The organism is Georgenia halophila, from assembly GCF_039541595.1.
This window is the reverse complement of sequence record NZ_BAABGN010000013.1, coordinates 369224-387569: the sequence shown is the minus strand read 5'-3', so window position 1 is coordinate 387569 and position 18346 is coordinate 369224. Positions and strand designations below refer to the sequence as shown.

Sequence of the window (18346 nt, the reverse complement as noted above, 5' to 3'; positions counted from 1 at the left end):
CTCGCATGCGCCTAGCCCAGGCCGGTGAGGATCGCGGGTGGCAGCTCGACGTCGAGCAGGACCACCAGGACGTTCAGCACGACGGCGAAGACGCCGACCGAGACACCGGTGAGGAGCCAGCCCCGGCGGGCGTAGAAGTGCAGGACGAGGACGAGCCAGAGCAGCGACGCGTAGAAGAACGGGATGACGAGCCCGAGCACCGGCAGCGCGATGAGCCACAGCGCCCACGCCACCGCCCGCCTCGGCAACGCGGCCCGGTCACGCGGCTGGTCGGTCTCGCCGTCGTCGTCGTGCGTGTCGTCGATCGAGGCGCCGATGTCGGTGACCTCGTCGGCGAGCACCGACTGACCGGACAGGACCTTCCGGAGGTCGTGGCCGAAGCTGTACGCCGCGGCCAGCGTCCCGCCGACGCCGATGAAGGCGGGGAACCAGTAGGTGGGCGAGCCGGCGGCGCTCAGGGAGATGATCGCGACCGCCAGGAAGAGCAGGAGGACGAGACCCGTGACCCCGGTCCGGATGACGCTGAGGCTAGGCATTGGTCGACTTCCTTCCGGACCTGGCCGGCACGTCGGGGCCGCTGAATCGGTTCGTGATGCCGCTGAAGGTGTTCGTGAAGCCGCCGACGAGGGTGAGGATGACGAGCACGCCGATGACGATCGTCGCCGGCTGGGTCAGCCAGCTCCACTCGTAGCGACTGACCGAGATCCAGAGGTAGCCCTCGGCGCCCTGGCCCAGGACGAAGCCGATGATCAGCGGTGGGCGCGGCCACTTGATCATCTGCATGCCCCAGGAGAGCAGCGCGATGACGACGACGAGCGCGACGTCCCCCCAGCGCACACTCGCCTGGTACGCCGCCATGAGCATGATGACGATGAGGAACGGGCTGTAGGTGTACGGCTTGAGCAGGCTGATCCGGCTGAGGGGGCCGGCGAGGCCGGCGCTGGCGATGGCCCCGAGGGCGTTCGCGAGGACCAGCGTCCAGATGATGACGAACACCAGGTACAGGTGTCCCGGACGCAGCATCGTCGGACCGGTCGCGACCCCCATGGTCGTCAGCCCGCCGAGCAGGATCGCCGCGGTCGCGCTGCCGGGGATGGCGAACATCAGGGTCGGCACCAGCACGCCGCCGTCCTTGGCGTTGTTCGCCGCCTCGGGGGCGATGACGCCCCGCACGTCGCCCTTCCCGAACTGGTCGCGGTCGCGCACCATCTGCTTGGTGGTGCCGTACGCGATCCAGTCGATGACGCTGCCGCCGACGCCCGGGATGATGCCGAGGGCACTCCCGAGGAGGGAGTTCCCCGCGACCACGCGCTTGTTGTGCAGCGCCTCGCGCACCCCACGCAGGACGCCGCCCTTCGAGTGCTGCAGGCTCCGCGCGACCGACTCGCCCTGCGTCAGCAGGGACAGGACCGAGGGGATCGCGAAGACACCGATGGCGAGGATCGCCAGGTCGATCCCGTCGTAGAAGTAGAAGATGCCACCGACGAAGCGGTACTCACCGGTCATGTTCGCGGTGCCGATGCTCCCGAGCAGCATGCCGAGGAAGCCGGCCACGAGTGCCGGGCCGATGGATCCCCGGGACAGGGCCGCCACGAGGCAGAACCCGAGGAGGGCCAGCATGAACAGCTGGGGCGACCCGATCGCGGTGATGATGGGACGGGCCAGCGGGATGAGCACCAGCAACGCGATACCGCCGATGATCCCGCCGACCATGTTCGACATGAAGGCCGCACCCAGCGCGACGTTGGCCAGACCCTTGCGGGCCATCGGATAGCCGTCGACCACCGTCGCCTGCGACGCCGCCGTACCGGGCACCCCGAGGAGCACGGACGGGAACGTGTCGCCGATCGTGGTCGCCGCGATGAGGCCGATCATCATGGCGATCCCGCTGGTGGGGTCCATGCCCACGATCAGCGGCAGCAGGACCGCCATCCCGGTGATGCCGCCGAGGCCGGGGATGATGCCGAGGATGAGCCCGATCCCGACACCGATGCCCAGCCAGAGCAGGTGCTGGGGCGCAGCCATGACCTCGAGGGCCTGAAGTGCGGACTCGACCATCAGCCCTCCACCTCTCTGTCAGCGTCGCGTCCACTTGCCGGTCCCTGGGCCGCCGCGCTGCGGGCGTCCCGACGCGTCATCGCGAGTTGACCTCGGCGATGTAGTCCTCGACCCACTGGACCTGCTCGGGAGTGAGGTTGTGGACGGCGGCGGCCGATGCGTCCGCCTCCTCGCCGACCAGCGCCGGGGACTCGACGCCCAGGGACTCGGTCGAGTCCTGGATGAACTCCTCGTCCTCGACCACCTGGGCGATCGCCTCGCGCAGAGCTGCGCGCGCCTCCTCGGGAGCGTCACCGTGGACCCAGTACGTCCGCAGCAGGTTGGTCTGCGCCGTCGTGACGGCCGTGTAGATGTCCCACCCGGTGCCCTCGGCCGTCTCGCCGGTCAGTGTCTCGTACGCCTCCGGCATGGTGGGCAGGTCCGGGAACGCCGGGTCGCGGACGATCTCCCCGTCCTCCACGTACCCCTGGGTCATCAGCGGGGTGATCTCGCCGTCCTCCTCGAGCGGCACGACGCTCTCCATGTAGTGCGAGGACGTCGAGTTGCCCAGGCTGAGCTCGCCGCTGAGCACCGCTGCGGTGACCGAGCCTCCGCCGTCGTAGCCCATGAGTGGCTGGAAGTCGTGCATGCCGAGCTCGTCGAGGGCGAAGGTCCGCACGGACTCGGAGGCGTTGAGCTCCAGGCCGCCGTAGTAGATCGGCTCCTCCAGCTCGACGAGGTCCTCGAGCGAATTGATGCCCGCGCTGGCGCTGCCGAAGATGTTCATCGATCCGCCGAAGGCGACCAGCGTCTCGTACTCGCTCAGGTCGAACTGCACGCCGTCGGAGTCGAAGATGGTCGAGGCGATGAGACCGCCTGACCCCATGGCCATGGCGAGCCCGTCGTGGTCCATGCGCTCGAACCGGTTGAGCCCGTCCTTCTGGGCACCGCCGGGGACGTTCTCGACGACGACCTCCGGGTTGCCCTCGATGTACTCGGACAGGTAGCCCGCGAACATCCGGCTGTAGGTGTCCGACGCGCCGCCGGCGTCGAACGGGACGACGATCGTGATCGTCTGGCCCTCGTAGAACGGCCCGTCCTCGTTCCCCTCGCTCGAGGCCTCGGTGTTGGTCACGCCGCATCCGGCGATGGCCAGACTCGCCGCCGCGCCGGCGGCGCAGCCCAGCGAGATGTGCTTCCTCGGTGACATCGTTGTCGACCTCCGTCGGTTCCTGGGAGCGAGCCGGGCTCGCTCCGGGTTCAGGTCTAGCTGTGGATCTAGCCGGGTCGTGCTCTGGTTCGGTGCGCGGGACGAGGTGGCCCGTCCGTGAACACTGCGTCGTGCTGTGGCGGCGCTCGGGATCTCGTGTTGCGCCGTCGTCGGATCATGCACCACTGCAAGGCATCTTGTATACAACCTGACCCGCTGTGGTATACATGCCTCGTACGAAAGTCGACAATGCCGCCGACGTGACGTCCTGTCAAGGCAGGTCTCCCCCGGCGTAGAAGCACTTCAGCGGGAGGCAACGCATGGTCATCGACGAGCGGGAACTAGCTGCGGACACCATGACGGTGCTCGACCCGACGGGGTATCCGCCCGAGGTGAAGGGCAAGTCCGCGGCGGACCGGCTGGAGTCCCTGGACGGCAAGACCGTCTACCTGGTGGACAGCCGCTTCGATGACTCGATCGAGCTCCTCAAGCAGATCCAGGCGTGGCTCGCGGACCGCATGCCCACCGTGCGGACGGAGCTGGTCCAGCTCGCCAGCATGTACTCCAAGGACGACCCCGAGCTCTGGGCACGCATCAAGGACGACGGCGACGCCGCCATCCTCGGCGTCGGCCACTGCAGCACGTGCGCACCTGCCGTCACGACCCATGCGATCACGCTGGAGACCCAGTTCGGCATCCCGACGGTCGCCGTGCACACGGAGAAGTTCGACCGGGTCGTCGGCTCGGTCGCGAAGATGCGCGGCCTGGCGCAGCTGCCCCAGGTGTTCGTCCCCCAGCCGGTGATGGGCAAGAGCGCCGCGGAGCTGCACGACTACGTGCACGGCTCGGACCCCGTCAAGGGCGGAGCCGTGATGCAGGAGATCATCGACGGCCTCACCGTCGCCCCGCAGCAGCCGGCGGGCGCCGGCAGCGTATCGGCACCGCGGATCGGCGAGAAACGCCTCGTCGCCCCCGCGAGCGAGGACCGCCTGCACGAACTTTTCCTCGAACGGAGCTGGACCGACAAGCTGCCCATCGTCCTGCCGACCGAACGGCGCGTCCGGGACATGCTGGCCGGGACGAACCGTGCCCCGGACGAGATCGTGGGCCGGATGCAGCCCACGTTGAACCGGGGCGCGTGGAGCTACACGGTCGAGAAGGTCGCCGTGAACGCGGTCATGGCCGGGGCCACGCCCGAGTACTTCCCGGTCATCCTCGCGCTCGCCGCGACCGGCACCAGCGCACGGGGCAGCACCTCGAGCTCCGGGGCGGCTATGGTCGTGGTCAACGGTCCGATCCGCACCGAGATCGGCATGAACAGCGGCGTCGGCGCCATGGGGCCGCACAACCGCGCGAACGCGACGATCGGGCGCGCCTACGGGTTGCTGTCGCAGAACCTGCAGGGCGGGTCGGTGCCGGGTGAGACCTTCATGGGCTCCCTGGGCAACAACTACACCTACAACAGCATCACCTTCGCCGAGAACGAGGAACGCAGCCCGTGGGAGCCGCTGCACGTCCAGCGCGGCCACCAGCCCTCGGACAGCACCGTCTCCGTGTTCTTCGGCGGCCGGTCGACGACGTACAACCTCGGCCTGCGGAAGGATCACTGGCGCGAGCACGTCCGTGACATGCTCCGCGCCACCGACCCGGTCGGCCCGCCGGTGCTGCTGCTCGACCCGATCGTGGCCAGGCAGTTCGTGGAACGCGGAGGGTTCGCGAACAAGGCCGACCTGATCTCGTGGCTGAGCGAGAACGCCACGATGCGGGCCGACCGGTACTGGGACATGCAGATCGTCCAGAACTACATCTACCCGCGGGCCACGTTCGGTGAAGAGCCGATGGCTTCGCGGCTCGAGGCCGCACCGGAGGAAGATGTCCGGATGTTCGCACCCGAGGACATCGACGTCCTCGTGGTCGGCGGGGAGACCAACGGTTACTGGCAGATCATGGGCGCCCGCGCCATGGCGACCGTCTCCGTCGACGACTGGCGCTAGGAGAACATCGAGATGAGCGAATACGACGTCGCAGTCGTCGGTGCCGGCACCGCCGGCCTGACCGCCGCGAAGCACGCCGCCGCCGGCGGAGCCCGCGTGGTGGTGCTCGACAGCATGGGGGTCGGCGGGCAGGTCCTGACCGTCGAGGGCATCACCAACTTCCCCGGGCGTCCGGAGCCGATCGCCGGGTACGACCTCGGTGCCGAGCTGATGGAGGAGGCGGAGACGGCCGGGGCGGAGGTCCTGCTCGCCGAGATCACCGGCATCACGCAGGACCATGACCGCTTCCTCCTCGAGGGAGACGACGAACCGGTCCGGGCCGGCGCCGTCGTACTCGCAGGCGGCTCGGCCAGGCGAGCTCTCGGGGTCCCCGGCGAGGAGAAGCTGGACGGCCGCGGCGTCTCGCACTGCGCCTCCTGCGACGGCCCGTTCTTCCGGGACCGACGGGTTGTCGTCGTCGGAGGCGGCGACTCCGCACTGGACGAGGCGCAGATCCTCGCCACGCTGGCCAGCGAGGTGCTGGTCGTCCACGACCGCGCCGAGCTCACTGCGGACCCCGCGATCGTGCGCCGTGCCGCCGAGCACGCGAACATCGGCTACCGCGCCCGTTCGACGGTCAGCGCCGTCCACGGCGAGCAGCGCGTCGAGTCGGTCACGATCCGCGACCTCGACGGCGGGACCGAGACGGACGAGCCCGCCGACGGGCTGTTCGTCTACATCGGCCTGGACCCGAACACCGCCTGGCTCGACGGCTTCGTCGACCTCACCGGGACCGGACACGTCGGCGTGGACGCCGCCCTGCAGACCTCGCGGCCCGGCGTCTTCGCCGCCGGCGACGTCCGCGACGGCAGCGCCGCCATGCTGCACGAGTGCGTCGACGACGGAGAGCGGGTTGCCGCGGAGGTGCTCACGCACCTTGCGGCGACAGCTGGATCGGACGCCGAACGTTCGAGGATGATCTGACGATGAAGCGCACCTCCGCAAGCACGGTCCGGGACCTCCTCGAGCACGAGATCGTCACCGGCGGCTTCACGCCCGGTCAACGGCTCGACGAGGCGCAGCTCGCCTCCCGGTTCGGTGTCTCGCGCACCCCGATCCGTGAGGCGCTCACCCAGCTCGCGGCCATCGAGCTGGTCGAGGTCCGCCCGCACCGCGGGACCTTCGTCAAGGTCACCTCCGTGCCGGAGATGCTCGCGATGTTCGAGGTGATGGGCGAGCTCGAGGCCGTGTGCGCGCGGCTCGCCGCCCGTCGGCGCACGGAGGCGCAGCTCAAGGAGCTGGAGCAGGCGTACACGGCGTGCGAGCGGAGCCTGCACTCGGGCAGCGCCGACGAGTACTACTACTCGAACGAGGAGTTCCACCGGCTCATCTACGAGGCGAGCGGGAACGCCTACCTGACGCAGATGACCACGTCTATGCAGCTGCGGCTGAAGCCGTTCCGCCGCCTCCAGCTCCGGGTGGCCGGACGCATGCAGTCCTCGCTCGAGGAGCACGAGCAAATCCTCGCCGCGCTGCGCACTCACGACGTGGAGGAGGTCGAACGCCTCATCAAGGGCCACATCGCCGTGCAGGGTGACCACTTCAGCGACTTCCTCGCGGCGGTGAGCATCGAGGCGTCCTGAGCGGCGTCGCGCCGGCTCGAGAGCGAGCCGGCGTCCGTCCGCTCAGTCGCGAGCTGCGAGCACTTGTTCACGCAGGATGTCGGCATGTCCGCAGTGCTGCGCGAGCTCTCGCAGCATGTGCGCATAGATCGCCCACAACGCGCGCGGTCCTCGCCCGGTCACCTGGTCATCGAGGGCGAGGGCGGCGACCAGACGTCGCGACTCGGCGCAGGCCGCGGCGTACCCGGCCCTGACGGTCTCGATCGTGTCTCTCTTGCGCAGGATGAAGGACCGGTCGGGAGTCGGCGGTGCACCGAGATCCCGCAGGCTCCGGCCGGTCAGAGCTTGGTTGAACCAGACATCCTCGACGTAGGTGACGTGCTTGACCAGTCCCAGCAGGGTGGTTCGGGAAGGCACGAGAGAGCGGCGCGCCTCCCCCTCGGTGAGCCCGTCGAGACTGTTGTGCAGCATCGCGCGGTGCTCGTCGAGTAGCTCGTCGAGGCGTGCCCGCAGATCGTTCGTCCAGGGCGGTGACGCCCCGGGCACGCTAACTTCGCCCCCATCGGGGTCGGTGTCCGCCTGAGTGGTGCTCATCGCTCCAGTATCGAATATCGCGCGCCGGTGCGAAGCGCACGCACCACCCGGGCCGCGAGCCTCGAGTGCGCCTGCGCTACCGCACGTACGCCGGGAACTCGTGCGGCTCGCTCGGCCGGCGCTCGTTGGTCAGGTCGATGCCGTAATCGCTGGCGAACAGCGCCTCGGTGCCGGTGTAGACGTCGTCGTCGTCCTCGTCGAGCGTGAAGACGCGGGCGCCGCGGAGACGGTGCTCGTCCGCCCCGCCGAGGCCGTAGGTGCCGAACCCGGTGCCCGGGCCGTATCCAAGCTCGATGCCGTAGTAGTCGCCGACGTAGGTGTTGACGTGGTCGTGGCCGACGAACAGGCCCTTGACGTCGCCTCGGTGCAGCATCGCGTTGAACATGCCCGAGTTGAACGGGCCGGGGCACTCGGCCTCGTTGCGCTCCCCCACGATGCCGTGCGTGGCGACGGCCCGCTCGTGGTCTGCGTCGGTTCGTGCGTCGACGCTGGCGAACCACATGAACCGGTGCTCCCACAGGGCGATGTGCTGGAAGACGAGCCCGGGCACGAGCGCGCCCTGCTGGCGCTCCAGCTGCTGCGAGGTCTTCCAGTACCAGTCCACCTGGTCGAAGCGCAGCCAGTCCCAGGTGGGGTAGCCAGTGAAGTCCTGGCCGGCGATCTCGCTCGGCGCGTAGCGTCCGGAGTCCAGCAGCCACAGGGCGAACCGGTCGGCGTTGCCTCGAGAGGCCCGCACGGTGAGCACCTGGTTCCCGGTGCCGGTCGTGTCGGCGCCGGGCCCGTTGACGTTGTGCTTGTACTGGCCGACGAAGGCCAGGATGTCGGCCTCCGTCATACCCGTACGGCCCACGCTGTCTTCGTCGTGGTTGCCCATCGTCAACGCCCAGGGAATGCGGCGACGTTCCATCGGCAGCACGACGTTGTTGAGCGCCTGTTTCACCTCGAGCGCTGTCGACATGTCGCCGTTGATGACATCGCCGTTGATCAGGGCGAAGTCCGGCTCGGCGTCGTCCAGGACCGCCTCCTGCAGCTCGATGGTGCGGCGGTCGGTGGTGTGGTTGTCCTGGGTGTCGTTGAACTGCACGATCGTGAACCGGCCGTCGTGGTTGAAGCGCAGCGCCTTGTCGACGACGCTTTCGTCCGGTTTCGCTGATGCGGCGGTCGAGGTCGCGAACGTCCCGGCGACGCCTGCGGCGCCGATGGCCGAGGCTTGCAGGAGGCCTCGGCGGCTCACGGCACGGTGGTTGAACTCGGGCACGGTCATCCCTTCGTCGTGGAAGCGAGGGGCACCTGGCCTCTCGTGTCGATCCACGACTCTTGCCCATCCGCGTGACGCGCAGGTGAATCTGGGCCGCCAGGACGGCGAACGGCGTCGCGCTCGGTGCCTCGTCGGGCGGGACGTCCCCGGAGTCGTCATCCGACCGTCCGACCCTCAGTCCCGGACCGTCTCCCGTTCCCGCTCTGCCGGCTCCCAGCACTCGATCCCGCGCACGTCCGGCAACAGGTCACGGGTGAAGACCGGGTCCCGGCCTTGCTTGCGTTGCCTGGTGAAGTCACGCAGGACCCGGAACGCCACCGTGCTCAGCGGCGCGATCGCCGCCAGGTTGACGAGAGCCATCACCGCCATCGTGGTGTCCGCCAGGGTCCACACCAGCTGCACGGAGCCGATCGCGCCGAGGAACGCGATGACCAGGAAGGCGATGCGGTAGCCGGTCATCACCCCGCGCCGGCGGCTGAGGAACCTGATGTTCGACTCGCCGTAGTAGTAGTTCCCCAGGACCGACGTGAAGGCGATGAGCAGGATGACCACGGTCAGCACATGCAACGACCAGCTGCCGAGGTTGTCCTCGAGCGCCCGCTGGGTCATGGTCGGGCCCTGGTTCTCCCCGTACTGCGGGTCCGAGACCAGGACGATGAAGGCCGTGATCGAGCAGACGATCAGGGTGTCGACGTAGACGCCGAGCGTCTGCACCAGCCCCTGCTTGACCGGGTGGGTCACCGTCGCGGTGGCGGCCGCGTTGGGCGCGGATCCCAGTCCCGCCTCGTTGGAGAACATGCCGCGGCGCACGCCCTGGGAGATGGCGGTCCCGATGCCGGCGCCCGCGAGCTCCCGCAGACCGAATGCGTGCTCGACGATCATGGCGAGCACGCCGGGCACCCGGTCCAGGTTGAGCACCACCACGATGACGCCGAGCACGACGTAGATGATCACCATGAACGGGACGAGTAGCTGTGCGGTGTGCGCGATCCGGTGGAGGCCACCGAAGATGACCGCCGCCACGAACGCCACCAGCACGGCGCCCACCACCGGGGCCAACCACGCCGGCGTCTCACCGAACGCCGTCTGGACGGACGTGCCGAGCGCACCGGCGATCGTGTTGGACTGCACGGAGTTGAAGACGGCGCTGAAGGTCACGAGGATCACGACGGCGAAGAGCAGCCCCATCCACCGGGCGCCGAGCCCTCGCTCCATGTAATAGGCCGGCCCGCCGCGATAGTCGGGGCCGTCCTTGACCTTGTAGACCTGTGCGAGCGTCGCCTCGACGAAGCTCGCGGCGCCGACCAGGGTGCCCATGAGCCACATCCAGAAGATCGCCCCCGGTCCACCGAGCGCGATCGCTGTCGCCACGCCGACGATGTTGCCGGTCCCGATGCGTGCCGCCGCCGAGATAGCGAACGCCTGGAACGACGAGACCGGCTTGCCTCGCCCCCTTTCCTGAACAGGTTTGGCGACGATCGCTCGGAGCATGTCGGGCAGCAGGCGAATCTGCACGGCGCCGGAGCGGATCGTGAAGTAGAGGCTGAGGATGGCGATGACCGGCACGATCAGGTAGAGCCACAGGTCGTTGTTGAAACCGGCGAGACCCTCGTTGAAGCTCTCCATGGACATGACGGTCCTTCCCCCTGGACGGCTGACTTCTACGGCGAAGCCCGAGTCGGTCGGCAATGCTAGGGGGTGGCGCAGGTCGCGGCACTTTCCCGACCGAGTCCACGTGACCGGTGCTACTGCGCTACCTGCGTGTCGCGAACGCCCCGGTACCGGTCAGCGCAGGCGCGCCGGGCCCTGCACGCGGTGCTGCGTGACGATAGGCCGCTCCGATCGACGACCGGCCGGAGGCCCACCGACGGCGCCGGGTAGCACCCATGCAAATCGACCCTTGACAGGGGCACATCATTCCCTTTAGGTTCCTTGCAACCGCTTGCATCAATTGGCTGCGACCCTCACAGATGAGGGCGGGGCGGAGATCCCATGTGGCAATGATCGACGCGGTCGGCGGCGCGTAGGCGCCGAATCGCCGGCCGGTTCGGCCCAGCGTGCCGTGATCGACCCACGCAGCGTCGACACCGCAGCCCTAGCCATCGAATGCCGCGAGAAAGGACCTGCGACCAGCATCTTCTCGGCCTGTTCGACCCATCAGAAAGGTAATCCGGAATGGCAGTACGGCTACGTGCCCTGTTCTCCCTCACCGCGGTCGCTGCGCTCGCCACGGCCGGCCTGGGAGCCACCACCCCACCCGCCACAGCCCAGCCGAGCGCAGACAGCGCCGTGACCGATCTCGGCGAGCCCGTGCACAAGACGCAGACGCTGAGCTCTGCGACCGGCGAAGGGCCCGACGGCGCACCGCTGGGCTACTACGTCGTCTCCGGCAACGCGACCACCAACGCCGAGTTCACCGTCGTGGACTTGCGTACGAACGAGAACGTGCTGCAGACCCGCGTCCCGCACGGCCACAGCAGCCAGCGGACGCTGGCCAAGTCCCCCGTCGACGGCACCATCTACTTCGCCACGTCCGACGAGGCGCACCTCTACCGCTACGTCCCGGGCGCGACCGAGCTCGAGTACCTGGGCCCCGGCCCGGACGGCCAACGGGTGTGGTCGATGGCCGTGGACGCCGACGGCACGGTCTGGTTCGGCAGCTATCCCGGCGGACGGCTCTACTCGCTCGACCCGGGCACCGGCGACATCACCGACCACGGTCAGGCCGCCGAGGGCGAGCAGTACATCAAGTCCATCGAACCGGCCGGCGACACCGTCTACGTCGGCACCCAGCCGAACGGCCGACTGCTGGAGTACGACCGTGGCAGCGGCGAGTTCAGCGAGATCGCCATGCCGGCCGGACACTCGTCGAGCGAGATCACCGCCCTGAACCTGCGGGAGAATCTGCTCTTCGTCGGCAGCTCCGGTATGCACGTGCGCGACGTCGACGCGGACACCTGGGTCGATCACCTCTCGAACGGTGGCGCGCGGGTGTCCCCGGTCGCACCGAACGACCCCGACGGGGTCTACCTGCGCGTCGGGGGCGAGGTGAGCCGCTACGACCTGCGCACCGGTGAGGTGAGCGGTCTCGGCTGGCGGCCCAATGCGACCGCGGAGTCGTGGTCGTGGATCGACCGGGACGGCACGGGGCCGTGGCTGGCGCTGACGTACTGGCGCCAGGGCCGCACCTACGGCTTCAACCCCGAGACCCGCGAGAGCTCCTACCAGGTTCCCGATCTGCTGGGCGCCGGTTCACCGATCATCAGCCTCGGCACCGGCCCCGACGGCAACATCTACACCGGCGCGTACCTGAGCCCGCCCGGTATGGGCCGGTATAACCCGGACGAGGAAGGCTTCGAGCTGCTCAACGGCACGAGCCAGGTGGAGGGCTTCGGCACCTTCGGTGACGACCTCGTGTTCGGCCGCTACCCGCAGGGTGCGGTGTATCGCTACGACCTGTCGGAGCCGTGGGACTACTACGGGGGGAACCCGGAGCCGCGCCGTCCCCTCGGCGACGAGCAGAGCCGCCCGCAGGACTTCGTCGACCTCAGCGACACCCTGCCCGGCACCGTTGCGGTCGCGTCCGTGCCGACCGGCGGCCGCCACGGTGGAGCCATCAGCCTGTGGCAGCCCGACGAGGGCACCCACCAGGTGTACCGGCACGTCATCGAGAACCAGACACCGGTCTCCCTCGTCGAGCACGACGGGATCCTGCTCGGCGGCACCTCGATCCAGGGCGGCTACGGCATCGACCCGGTCACCGAGGAGGCACGGCTCTTCGCCTGGGACCCCGCCACCGGCGAGACGCTGTGGGACCTGACGCCGGTACCCGGCACACCCACCGTCTCGGGACTGGCACTGGACGAGGACGGACACCTGTGGGGCATCGCCGGAAGCTCCACCGTGTTCGAGTTCGACCTCGAGAAGCGCGAGACGATCCGCACCATCGAGGTCGACGCCGACGCGCCGGCAACCCGCTACGGCGACGACCATCGCCTGCTCTTCGACCACGGGCGGTTGTTCGGCTCCACCGCCAACCGGCTGTTCGTCATCGACCAGGTCACCGGTGAGCTGACGACGCTGTACGGCGGTGAGGTCGACGACCCGGCCGACACGGTCCACGAGCTCGCACGCGACCGGTACGGCGACCTCTACGTCGTCGGGGCCGACACCCGTCTGGTGCGCTACGACCTGCCGGAGGACACCACCGCGCCGGAGCTCACGGCCGACGTGAACCCGCCGCACCCGCGGGCTCGCGCCGTCGTCCGGCTGAGCGCAAGCGACGCGACCGACGACGCACCCGAGATCCACGTGCGCGTCGACGGCGGCGAGTGGTCGGAGTACACCCGCCCGGTCGTGCTCCGCCGCGGCCAGAGCGTGGAATACCGCGCGATCGACGACGCCTGGAACTCGACGCCGGTCGAGACCTACGCCTTCACCGGCCAGGACTGAGCCACCAGAGCATCGCTCCACGACGCCCCCGCAGGTCGCTCCGGCGAGCTGCGGGGGCGTCGTCACCTCGCGGCGGCGCTCACGTCCTCGACGGCGGGCATCGCCGCCTGCGCGCCGGGGCGGGTCGCCGCCAGGGCGCCCGCGACGCAGGCCACACGGGCGGCGTCGTGCGTGCTGGTGCCGTTCGCGAGGGCGGCGGCGAAGACGCCGCAGAAGGCGTCGCCCGCGCCGGTGGTGTCCACGGCGGTCACGGTCGGCGCCGGGACGTGCACCGGTTCCGCATCCCGTTCGGCGATCAGGGCGCCCGCGGCGCCCAGCGTGACGACGACGGTCGCCACCTTCTCGAGCAGCGTCGCCGCGAGACTTTCCGGATCGCCGTCGGTGCCGGCCAGGTCGCGGGCCTCGTGCTCGTTGACGATCAGGACGTCGACCGCCGCGAGCAGCTCCTCGGGCAGCGCTCGGGACGGCGCGGCGTTGAGGACGAACCTGGCAGATGACCGTGCCCGGGCGGCCGCGAGCACGACGTCGAGCGGGATCTCGAGCTGGGCGAGGACGACGTCCGCCTGACGGATCCTGCCGGTCACCTCGTCGTCGACCGCGACGGCGGAGTTCGCTCCCGGCGCGACGATGATCGTGTTCTCGCCCTCGCCGGTCACCGAGATCAGTGCCGTGCCGGTGGCTGCATCGCTCGCGCGGACGAGGTCCGTGCGGACGCCGGCGCCGGTGAGCGAATCCAGCAGCAGCTGTGCGTCGTCGTCTCGGCCGAGGGCTCCGACGAACGAGACGTCCGCTCCCCCGGCCCGCGCAGCCGCCACGGCCTGGTTCGCGCCCTTGCCGCCCGGCGTGCGCCGCAGGTTGCCGCCGAGGATGGTCTCGCCGCCCTGCGGGTGGCGGGGGACGTCGACCACGACGTCGACGTTGGCGCTGCCCACCACGACCACGCTGCCTGTCATCCCGACAGCCTATGAGCAACCGGCGAGCAGGAGGTCTTGGAGGGGCGGCGGAACCCTGCTATGGTCCATTTGTATCCCAAAGTGGATCCAGAAAGGTATCCAAGCAATGAGGCTTCACCACTCCATCATGGTCGGGATTCTCGACCGCTACGCCGATCGCTTCACCGAGTTCCAACCGGCAGTCCCGCTCGAGCAGCGCATCAAGCAGGCCGCCGCGCTGGAAGGTGCCGCAGGCGTGGAGCTCGTCTACCCGGCCGACCTCCAGGATCGTGACCAGACCGCACAGCTGGTCGCGGACACGGGCCTGGCCGTCTCGGCCGTGAACCTCAACGTGAAGTCCGAGCAGGTGTGGCGCGACGGCTCCTTCACGAACCCCGACGTCGACGTCCGTCGACGTGCCGTCGAGTCTCTGCAGTCAGCGATGGACATGGCGGCGTCCCTCGGGACCGATCTCGTGACGGTGTGTCCCCTGATGGATGGCTGGGACTACAGCTTCCAGGTGGACTACAACGCGCAGTGGCGCTGGCTGATCGAGGGCCTGCGCGAGGCGTGCGCGCACCGCGACGACGTCCGCGTGAGCGTGGAGTACAAGCCCTTCGAGTCTCGGGCACACATCGTCGTGCCAGACGTGGCCACCACGCTGCACCTGTGCGACCGCGTCGGCGCGGACAACCTCGGCGTCACCATGGACGTGGGCCACGCCCTGATCGCTGGCGAGACACCTGCCATGAGCGCCGTCATGGCCCATGACGCGGGCCGGCTGTTCTACGTCCACTTCAACGACAACAACCGTGGTTGGGACTGGGACATGGTCCCGGGTTCGGTCAACTTGTGGGAGATGGTCGAGACCCTCTTCTACCTCGACCGGATCGGGTGGGAAGGGTGGATGGCCTATGACGTCTTCACCAAGCACGGCGACCCCGTGGCAGCCTTCGACGCCACCCTCCGATCGATGGATTCTCTCGTGGCGCTCCTCGATCAGGTGGGACGCGACCGGATGGAGCACCTCATCAAGAACGTCTCTCCCGCGGAGGCGACAGCCGAGCTCCTGGCCACCCTGGTGACGCACTGATGGAGGTCGGGATCGGCAGCTACGCCTTCCGCTGGGCGACGGGCCCCTCGGCGCCGCGTGCGTCCAGCTGTGCCCAGATGATCGACGAGACCGCACGACTCGGCTGCACCCTGCTGCAGATCGCCGACAACCGGGAGCTCGATGCGATGGACGCCGGCCAGCTCACGGCACTGCGCGCGCACGCGGCGCACCGTGATGTTCGGCTCCAGGTCGGATTCACCGGAGCGCGAACGGCACTGCTGAGGCGGTACCTGGACATCGCGCAGCGGCTCGAAGCCGATGTCGTTCGGGTGGTGCTGCACGAGGACGCCGAGGCCGTCGACGATCGGTCGGCGGCGCGAGCTCTCGGTGAGGTCGCCGCCGACTACGAACGAGCCGCCATCGGCATCGGGATCGAGAACCATTTCCTGACCACCAGCCCGCAGATGCTCAAGATCCTGCGCGATGTGGGTGAACCAGGTGTCGGCGTGATCGTTGACGTCGCGAACTCCATCGTCTGCGGCGAGTGGCCGCAGGAGACCGTCACGGCCTTGGCGCCGTGGGCGATCGGCGTGCATCTCAAGGACTACGACATCGAGCCGGACCCGGACGGCGTGGGAGCCAGGATCGTCGGCCGCCCCCTGGGTCAGGGACGCACGCGGATCGACGACCTCCTGCGAACACTGAACGAGCTCGGCCGGACCGACGTCGGCGTCGTCCTCGAGCAGTGGAGCCCACGCCTGGGCAGCATCGAGGAAAGCATCGAGCTCGAGACGATGTGGCGAACCAGCGCCGTCGAGCACGCTCGCCGCTTCATCGGAGCGGCAGACGAGGTCCCCGCATGACCCCCGCCGTCGCCGCTTCTGTCGCAGAACAGACCTATACCCGACTTCGCGAGGCGATCTTGCGCGGCCGGTACGCCCCCGGGGAACGGCTCACCAGCGTCCGTCTCGCCGATGAGCTCGGCGTGAGCCGTACGCCGATTCGGGCCGCGCTTACCCGGCTGAAGACCGAAGGGCTCGTTGACTTCACGGACGGCCGGGCGGCTTGGGTGCCTCCCCTCACCGTGGAGGTCGTCGAGGAGGCCTACGAGATCGCCGAGGCCCTCGAGTCGATGCTGGTCGAGCGGCTCGCCCTGAACGCAACCCAGAATCAGCTCGCGGAAATCGTCGAAGCCGTGGAGCAGATGGAAGCCGCGGCCGTCAGCGGAGACCAGAGCAGCTGGGCGGCCGGAGACGAGGCGTTCCACGGACTGGTCCACCGTTATGCCGGGCGCGAGCTCGCGTCGTCGATGCTGAACCGGGTCGGCACGGTCATCGATCGGGTGCGATTCCTGTCGCTGAACCTCCATCCCGAGGGCGCCCAGGTCTCGGCGCAGGAGCACCGGGACGTGGTCTCGGCACTGCTGGACCGCGACCCCGCGATGGCCCGAGACCGGCACGCCGCGCACCTACGCCGCGTCCGCGAAGAGAACGTCCGCTTCTTGCGCATGAGCTTTCCAGCGCTCGCCGGGCCGCCGATGTCGCAGCCGCTCAGCCGTACCACCACCATCTCCGAGTGATTGCCGAGAAAAGATCATGACGACGACGTCTGAACCCTCCACGACCGACCTGCCGACCTTCTCCCCGGGGACGACTCTCACCGTCGGCCAGCACGAGGTGGTCGACTTACTGCTCTGCGAGGAGCCCGGACCGGGCAACCCGTTCGACGCCGCGGTACGTGTCACGCTGAACGGGCCCGAGGGAGCGGTCGTCACCGTGCCGGCCTTCTGGGACTCCCGCCGTGGCCACATCGCCCGGGTCAGCTTTCCCCAGTCAGGTACCTGGTCCGTGACGGTCAGCGAGGCCGGTGAACTGAACCTGGCTGCGGTGAGCTTTCAGGCCACGGTAGGAGCCGCCGGCAGCGAGCGGCGTGGCGGGCCGACCGTCGACAAGGAGCACCCCCGCAGCCTGGTGTTCGCCGACGGCACGCGGTTCTTCCCGATCGGCTACGAGGTCGACTGGCTGCTGATGATCGATCAGCGCGACCATTCTCTCGCACGGGTCACGGCCTTCCTCGACACCATCCAGGACGTCGGCTTCACGATGGTGACGGTCAACGCGTACGCCCACTCCTTCCGCCGACACGTGCCCGAGGACCTCGAGTCCGATCCCCGGTGGATCGTCCCGTCGTTCGCGCCCTGGGTCGGCGGCAACGAGGCGCCCGACTACGGGAGCTTCGACCCTGACTTCTTCGAGCACATGGACAGGGTCGTCGCGGAGCTGGATCGCCGCGGGCTGATCGTGCATCTGATGCTGCACGTCTACAACAAGGACGTGAACTGGCCGGAGCTGGGTTCGCCCGATGATGACCGGTACTGGCGATACATGGTCGCGCGCTACCAGGCGTTCACCTCGATCTTCTGGGACACCGCCAAGGAGTCCTACCACCAGAGCGCCGACTACATCTGGCGGCGGCTCGCGCTGATCCGCCGGCACGACGGGTACCGGCGGCTACTCACCGCACACGACGTGAACATTCCGCCCGGACACGACTGGGGCGAATCCAGCCGCCGCTACGCAGACCCGGACAAGGATCTGCTCGACAACGTGGTCGACGTCATCTCCGACCAGGTTCTGCTGGACATCTACAACGACGCGCTCACACGCACGACCCGGTTCGCCAAGCCGTACATCAACATCGAGTTCGCCTACGAGTCCGGCCTGGACGACCTGCCCTCGGACGCGGAGGACCACGACCAGGACTGGCGCGAGGTCACGCGTCGGCACTGGCAGGTGACCATGGGTGGCGCCTACCCGAACTACTACTACCGCAACACGGCCTGGAGCTTGTTCGTCCCGGACCCGACTCCGCCCGGATACGCCGCCATCCGGGTGCTGGCCGACTTCTGGAAGATGACGCGGTACTGGCTGCTCCGGCCCGCACCCGAGCTGGTGCGCAGCGAGGCAACCGACGTGTACGCCCGGGCGAACGAGGGAAGCGAGTACGTCGTCTACAGCCAGAGCGGGCACGAGTTCGAGCTGGAGCTTCCTGAGAGTCGTGTGCCCGCAAGGTGCGAGTGGTGGGACCCCTACACCGGCCACCGTGAGGCCGGACCTGTCGCGCGCGACGGAGCGCGAGTCATGAGCTGCCGGCCGCCCAGCGCGGGCGACGCCGCAGTCCTGTACGTCACGTACTAGTCAACCAAGTCTGAGCC

The 18346-nt window shown here is 68.9% G+C and carries 15 protein-coding genes; 8 read left to right on the top strand and 7 right to left on the bottom strand.

Going from position 1 to position 18346, the window contains the following annotated elements:
• Window positions 1–11 precede the first annotated feature (11 nt).
• From ABD907_RS17955 to ABD907_RS17945, 3 genes are all read right to left on the bottom strand, one after another.
• A complete protein-coding gene (locus ABD907_RS17955; protein WP_345218057.1) occupies window positions 12–536 on the bottom strand; it encodes a tripartite tricarboxylate transporter TctB family protein in 525 nt (174 codons plus the stop codon).
• Window positions 529–2058, bottom strand: a complete 1530-nt coding sequence (locus tag ABD907_RS17950) for a tripartite tricarboxylate transporter permease (protein ID WP_345218055.1) — start codon at window positions 2056–2058, stop codon at window positions 529–531. Before ABD907_RS17950 ends, ABD907_RS17955 begins: the two co-directional genes overlap by 8 nt.
• Window positions 2059–2134: 76 nt before the next feature.
• Window positions 2135–3247, bottom strand: a complete 1113-nt coding sequence (locus tag ABD907_RS17945; protein WP_345218053.1) for a Bug family tripartite tricarboxylate transporter substrate binding protein — start codon at window positions 3245–3247, stop codon at window positions 2135–2137.
• Between the two features lie 320 nt (window positions 3248–3567).
• Here ABD907_RS17945 and ABD907_RS17940 point away from each other — a divergent pair, with 320 nt between their 5' ends.
• From ABD907_RS17940 to ABD907_RS17930, 3 genes are read left to right on the top strand one after another with little or no spacing between them, the layout of a single operon-like run.
• A complete protein-coding gene (locus tag ABD907_RS17940) occupies window positions 3568–5241 on the top strand; it encodes a UGSC family (seleno)protein (protein WP_345218052.1) in 1674 nt (557 codons plus the stop codon).
• 12 nt (window positions 5242–5253) lie between these two features.
• Window positions 5254–6204 carry an NAD(P)/FAD-dependent oxidoreductase gene (locus ABD907_RS17935; RefSeq protein ID WP_345218050.1) on the top strand — a complete coding sequence of 317 codons (951 nt, stop codon included), beginning with the start codon at window positions 5254–5256 and terminating at the stop codon, window positions 6202–6204.
• A gap of 2 nt (window positions 6205–6206) precedes the next feature.
• Window positions 6207–6863 carry a GntR family transcriptional regulator gene (locus ABD907_RS17930; protein ID WP_345218048.1) on the top strand — a complete coding sequence of 219 codons (657 nt, stop codon included), beginning with the start codon at window positions 6207–6209 and terminating at the stop codon, window positions 6861–6863.
• A gap of 42 nt (window positions 6864–6905) precedes the next feature.
• Here the strand turns inward: ABD907_RS17930 and ABD907_RS17925 are convergent, their stop codons facing one another.
• The 3 genes from ABD907_RS17925 to ABD907_RS17915 all read right to left on the bottom strand — a co-directional run bounded on the left by ABD907_RS17925 (window position 6906) and on the right by ABD907_RS17915 (window position 10320).
• Complete coding sequence (locus tag ABD907_RS17925) at window positions 6906–7436, bottom strand: DinB family protein (RefSeq protein WP_345218046.1); 531 nt, start codon at window positions 7434–7436, stop codon at window positions 6906–6908.
• 76 nt (window positions 7437–7512) lie between these two features.
• On the bottom strand, window positions 7513–8700 hold the full coding sequence (locus ABD907_RS17920; RefSeq protein ID WP_345218044.1) for a metallophosphoesterase family protein: 1188 nt from the start codon (window positions 8698–8700) through the stop codon (window positions 7513–7515).
• A gap of 168 nt (window positions 8701–8868) precedes the next feature.
• Window positions 8869–10320: an alanine/glycine:cation symporter family protein gene (locus tag ABD907_RS17915; protein WP_486334132.1), complete on the bottom strand. Its 1452-nt coding sequence runs from the start codon at window positions 10318–10320 to the stop codon at window positions 8869–8871.
• Between the two features lie 549 nt (window positions 10321–10869).
• Between ABD907_RS17915 and ABD907_RS17910 the strand changes: the two genes are divergently transcribed.
• Window positions 10870–13146 (top strand): two-component regulator propeller domain-containing protein, encoded by a 2277-nt coding sequence (locus ABD907_RS17910; protein ID WP_345218041.1) that lies wholly within the window; start codon window positions 10870–10872, stop codon window positions 13144–13146.
• A 62-nt stretch (window positions 13147–13208) separates the two neighbouring features.
• On the opposite strand, the gene ABD907_RS17905 is transcribed toward ABD907_RS17910, so the two are convergent.
• The gene (locus tag ABD907_RS17905) at window positions 13209–14099 is read right to left on the bottom strand and encodes a ribokinase (RefSeq protein WP_345218040.1); all 891 of its coding nucleotides are present in this window, start codon (window positions 14097–14099) and stop codon (window positions 13209–13211) included.
• Window positions 14100–14205: 106 nt separating this feature from the next.
• Between ABD907_RS17905 and ABD907_RS17900 the strand changes: the two genes are divergently transcribed.
• Genes ABD907_RS17900 through ABD907_RS17885 form a run of 4 tightly spaced genes read left to right on the top strand, consistent with a single transcriptional unit; the run spans window position 14206 to window position 18329 of the window.
• Window positions 14206–15171 (top strand): sugar phosphate isomerase/epimerase family protein, encoded by a 966-nt coding sequence (locus ABD907_RS17900; RefSeq protein WP_345218038.1) that lies wholly within the window; start codon window positions 14206–14208, stop codon window positions 15169–15171.
• Window positions 15171–15995: a sugar phosphate isomerase/epimerase family protein gene (locus ABD907_RS17895; RefSeq protein WP_345218036.1), complete on the top strand. Its 825-nt coding sequence runs from the start codon at window positions 15171–15173 to the stop codon at window positions 15993–15995. The genes ABD907_RS17900 and ABD907_RS17895 overlap by 1 nt, the downstream gene beginning before the upstream one ends.
• Window positions 15992–16711 (top strand): GntR family transcriptional regulator, encoded by a 720-nt coding sequence (locus tag ABD907_RS17890; RefSeq protein WP_345218034.1) that lies wholly within the window; start codon window positions 15992–15994, stop codon window positions 16709–16711. The genes ABD907_RS17895 and ABD907_RS17890 overlap by 4 nt, the downstream gene beginning before the upstream one ends.
• Before the next feature lie 16 nt (window positions 16712–16727).
• The gene (locus ABD907_RS17885; RefSeq protein WP_345218032.1) at window positions 16728–18329 is read left to right on the top strand and encodes an apiosidase-like domain-containing protein; all 1602 of its coding nucleotides are present in this window, start codon (window positions 16728–16730) and stop codon (window positions 18327–18329) included.
• The last annotated feature ends 17 nt before the right edge of the window (window positions 18330–18346 follow it).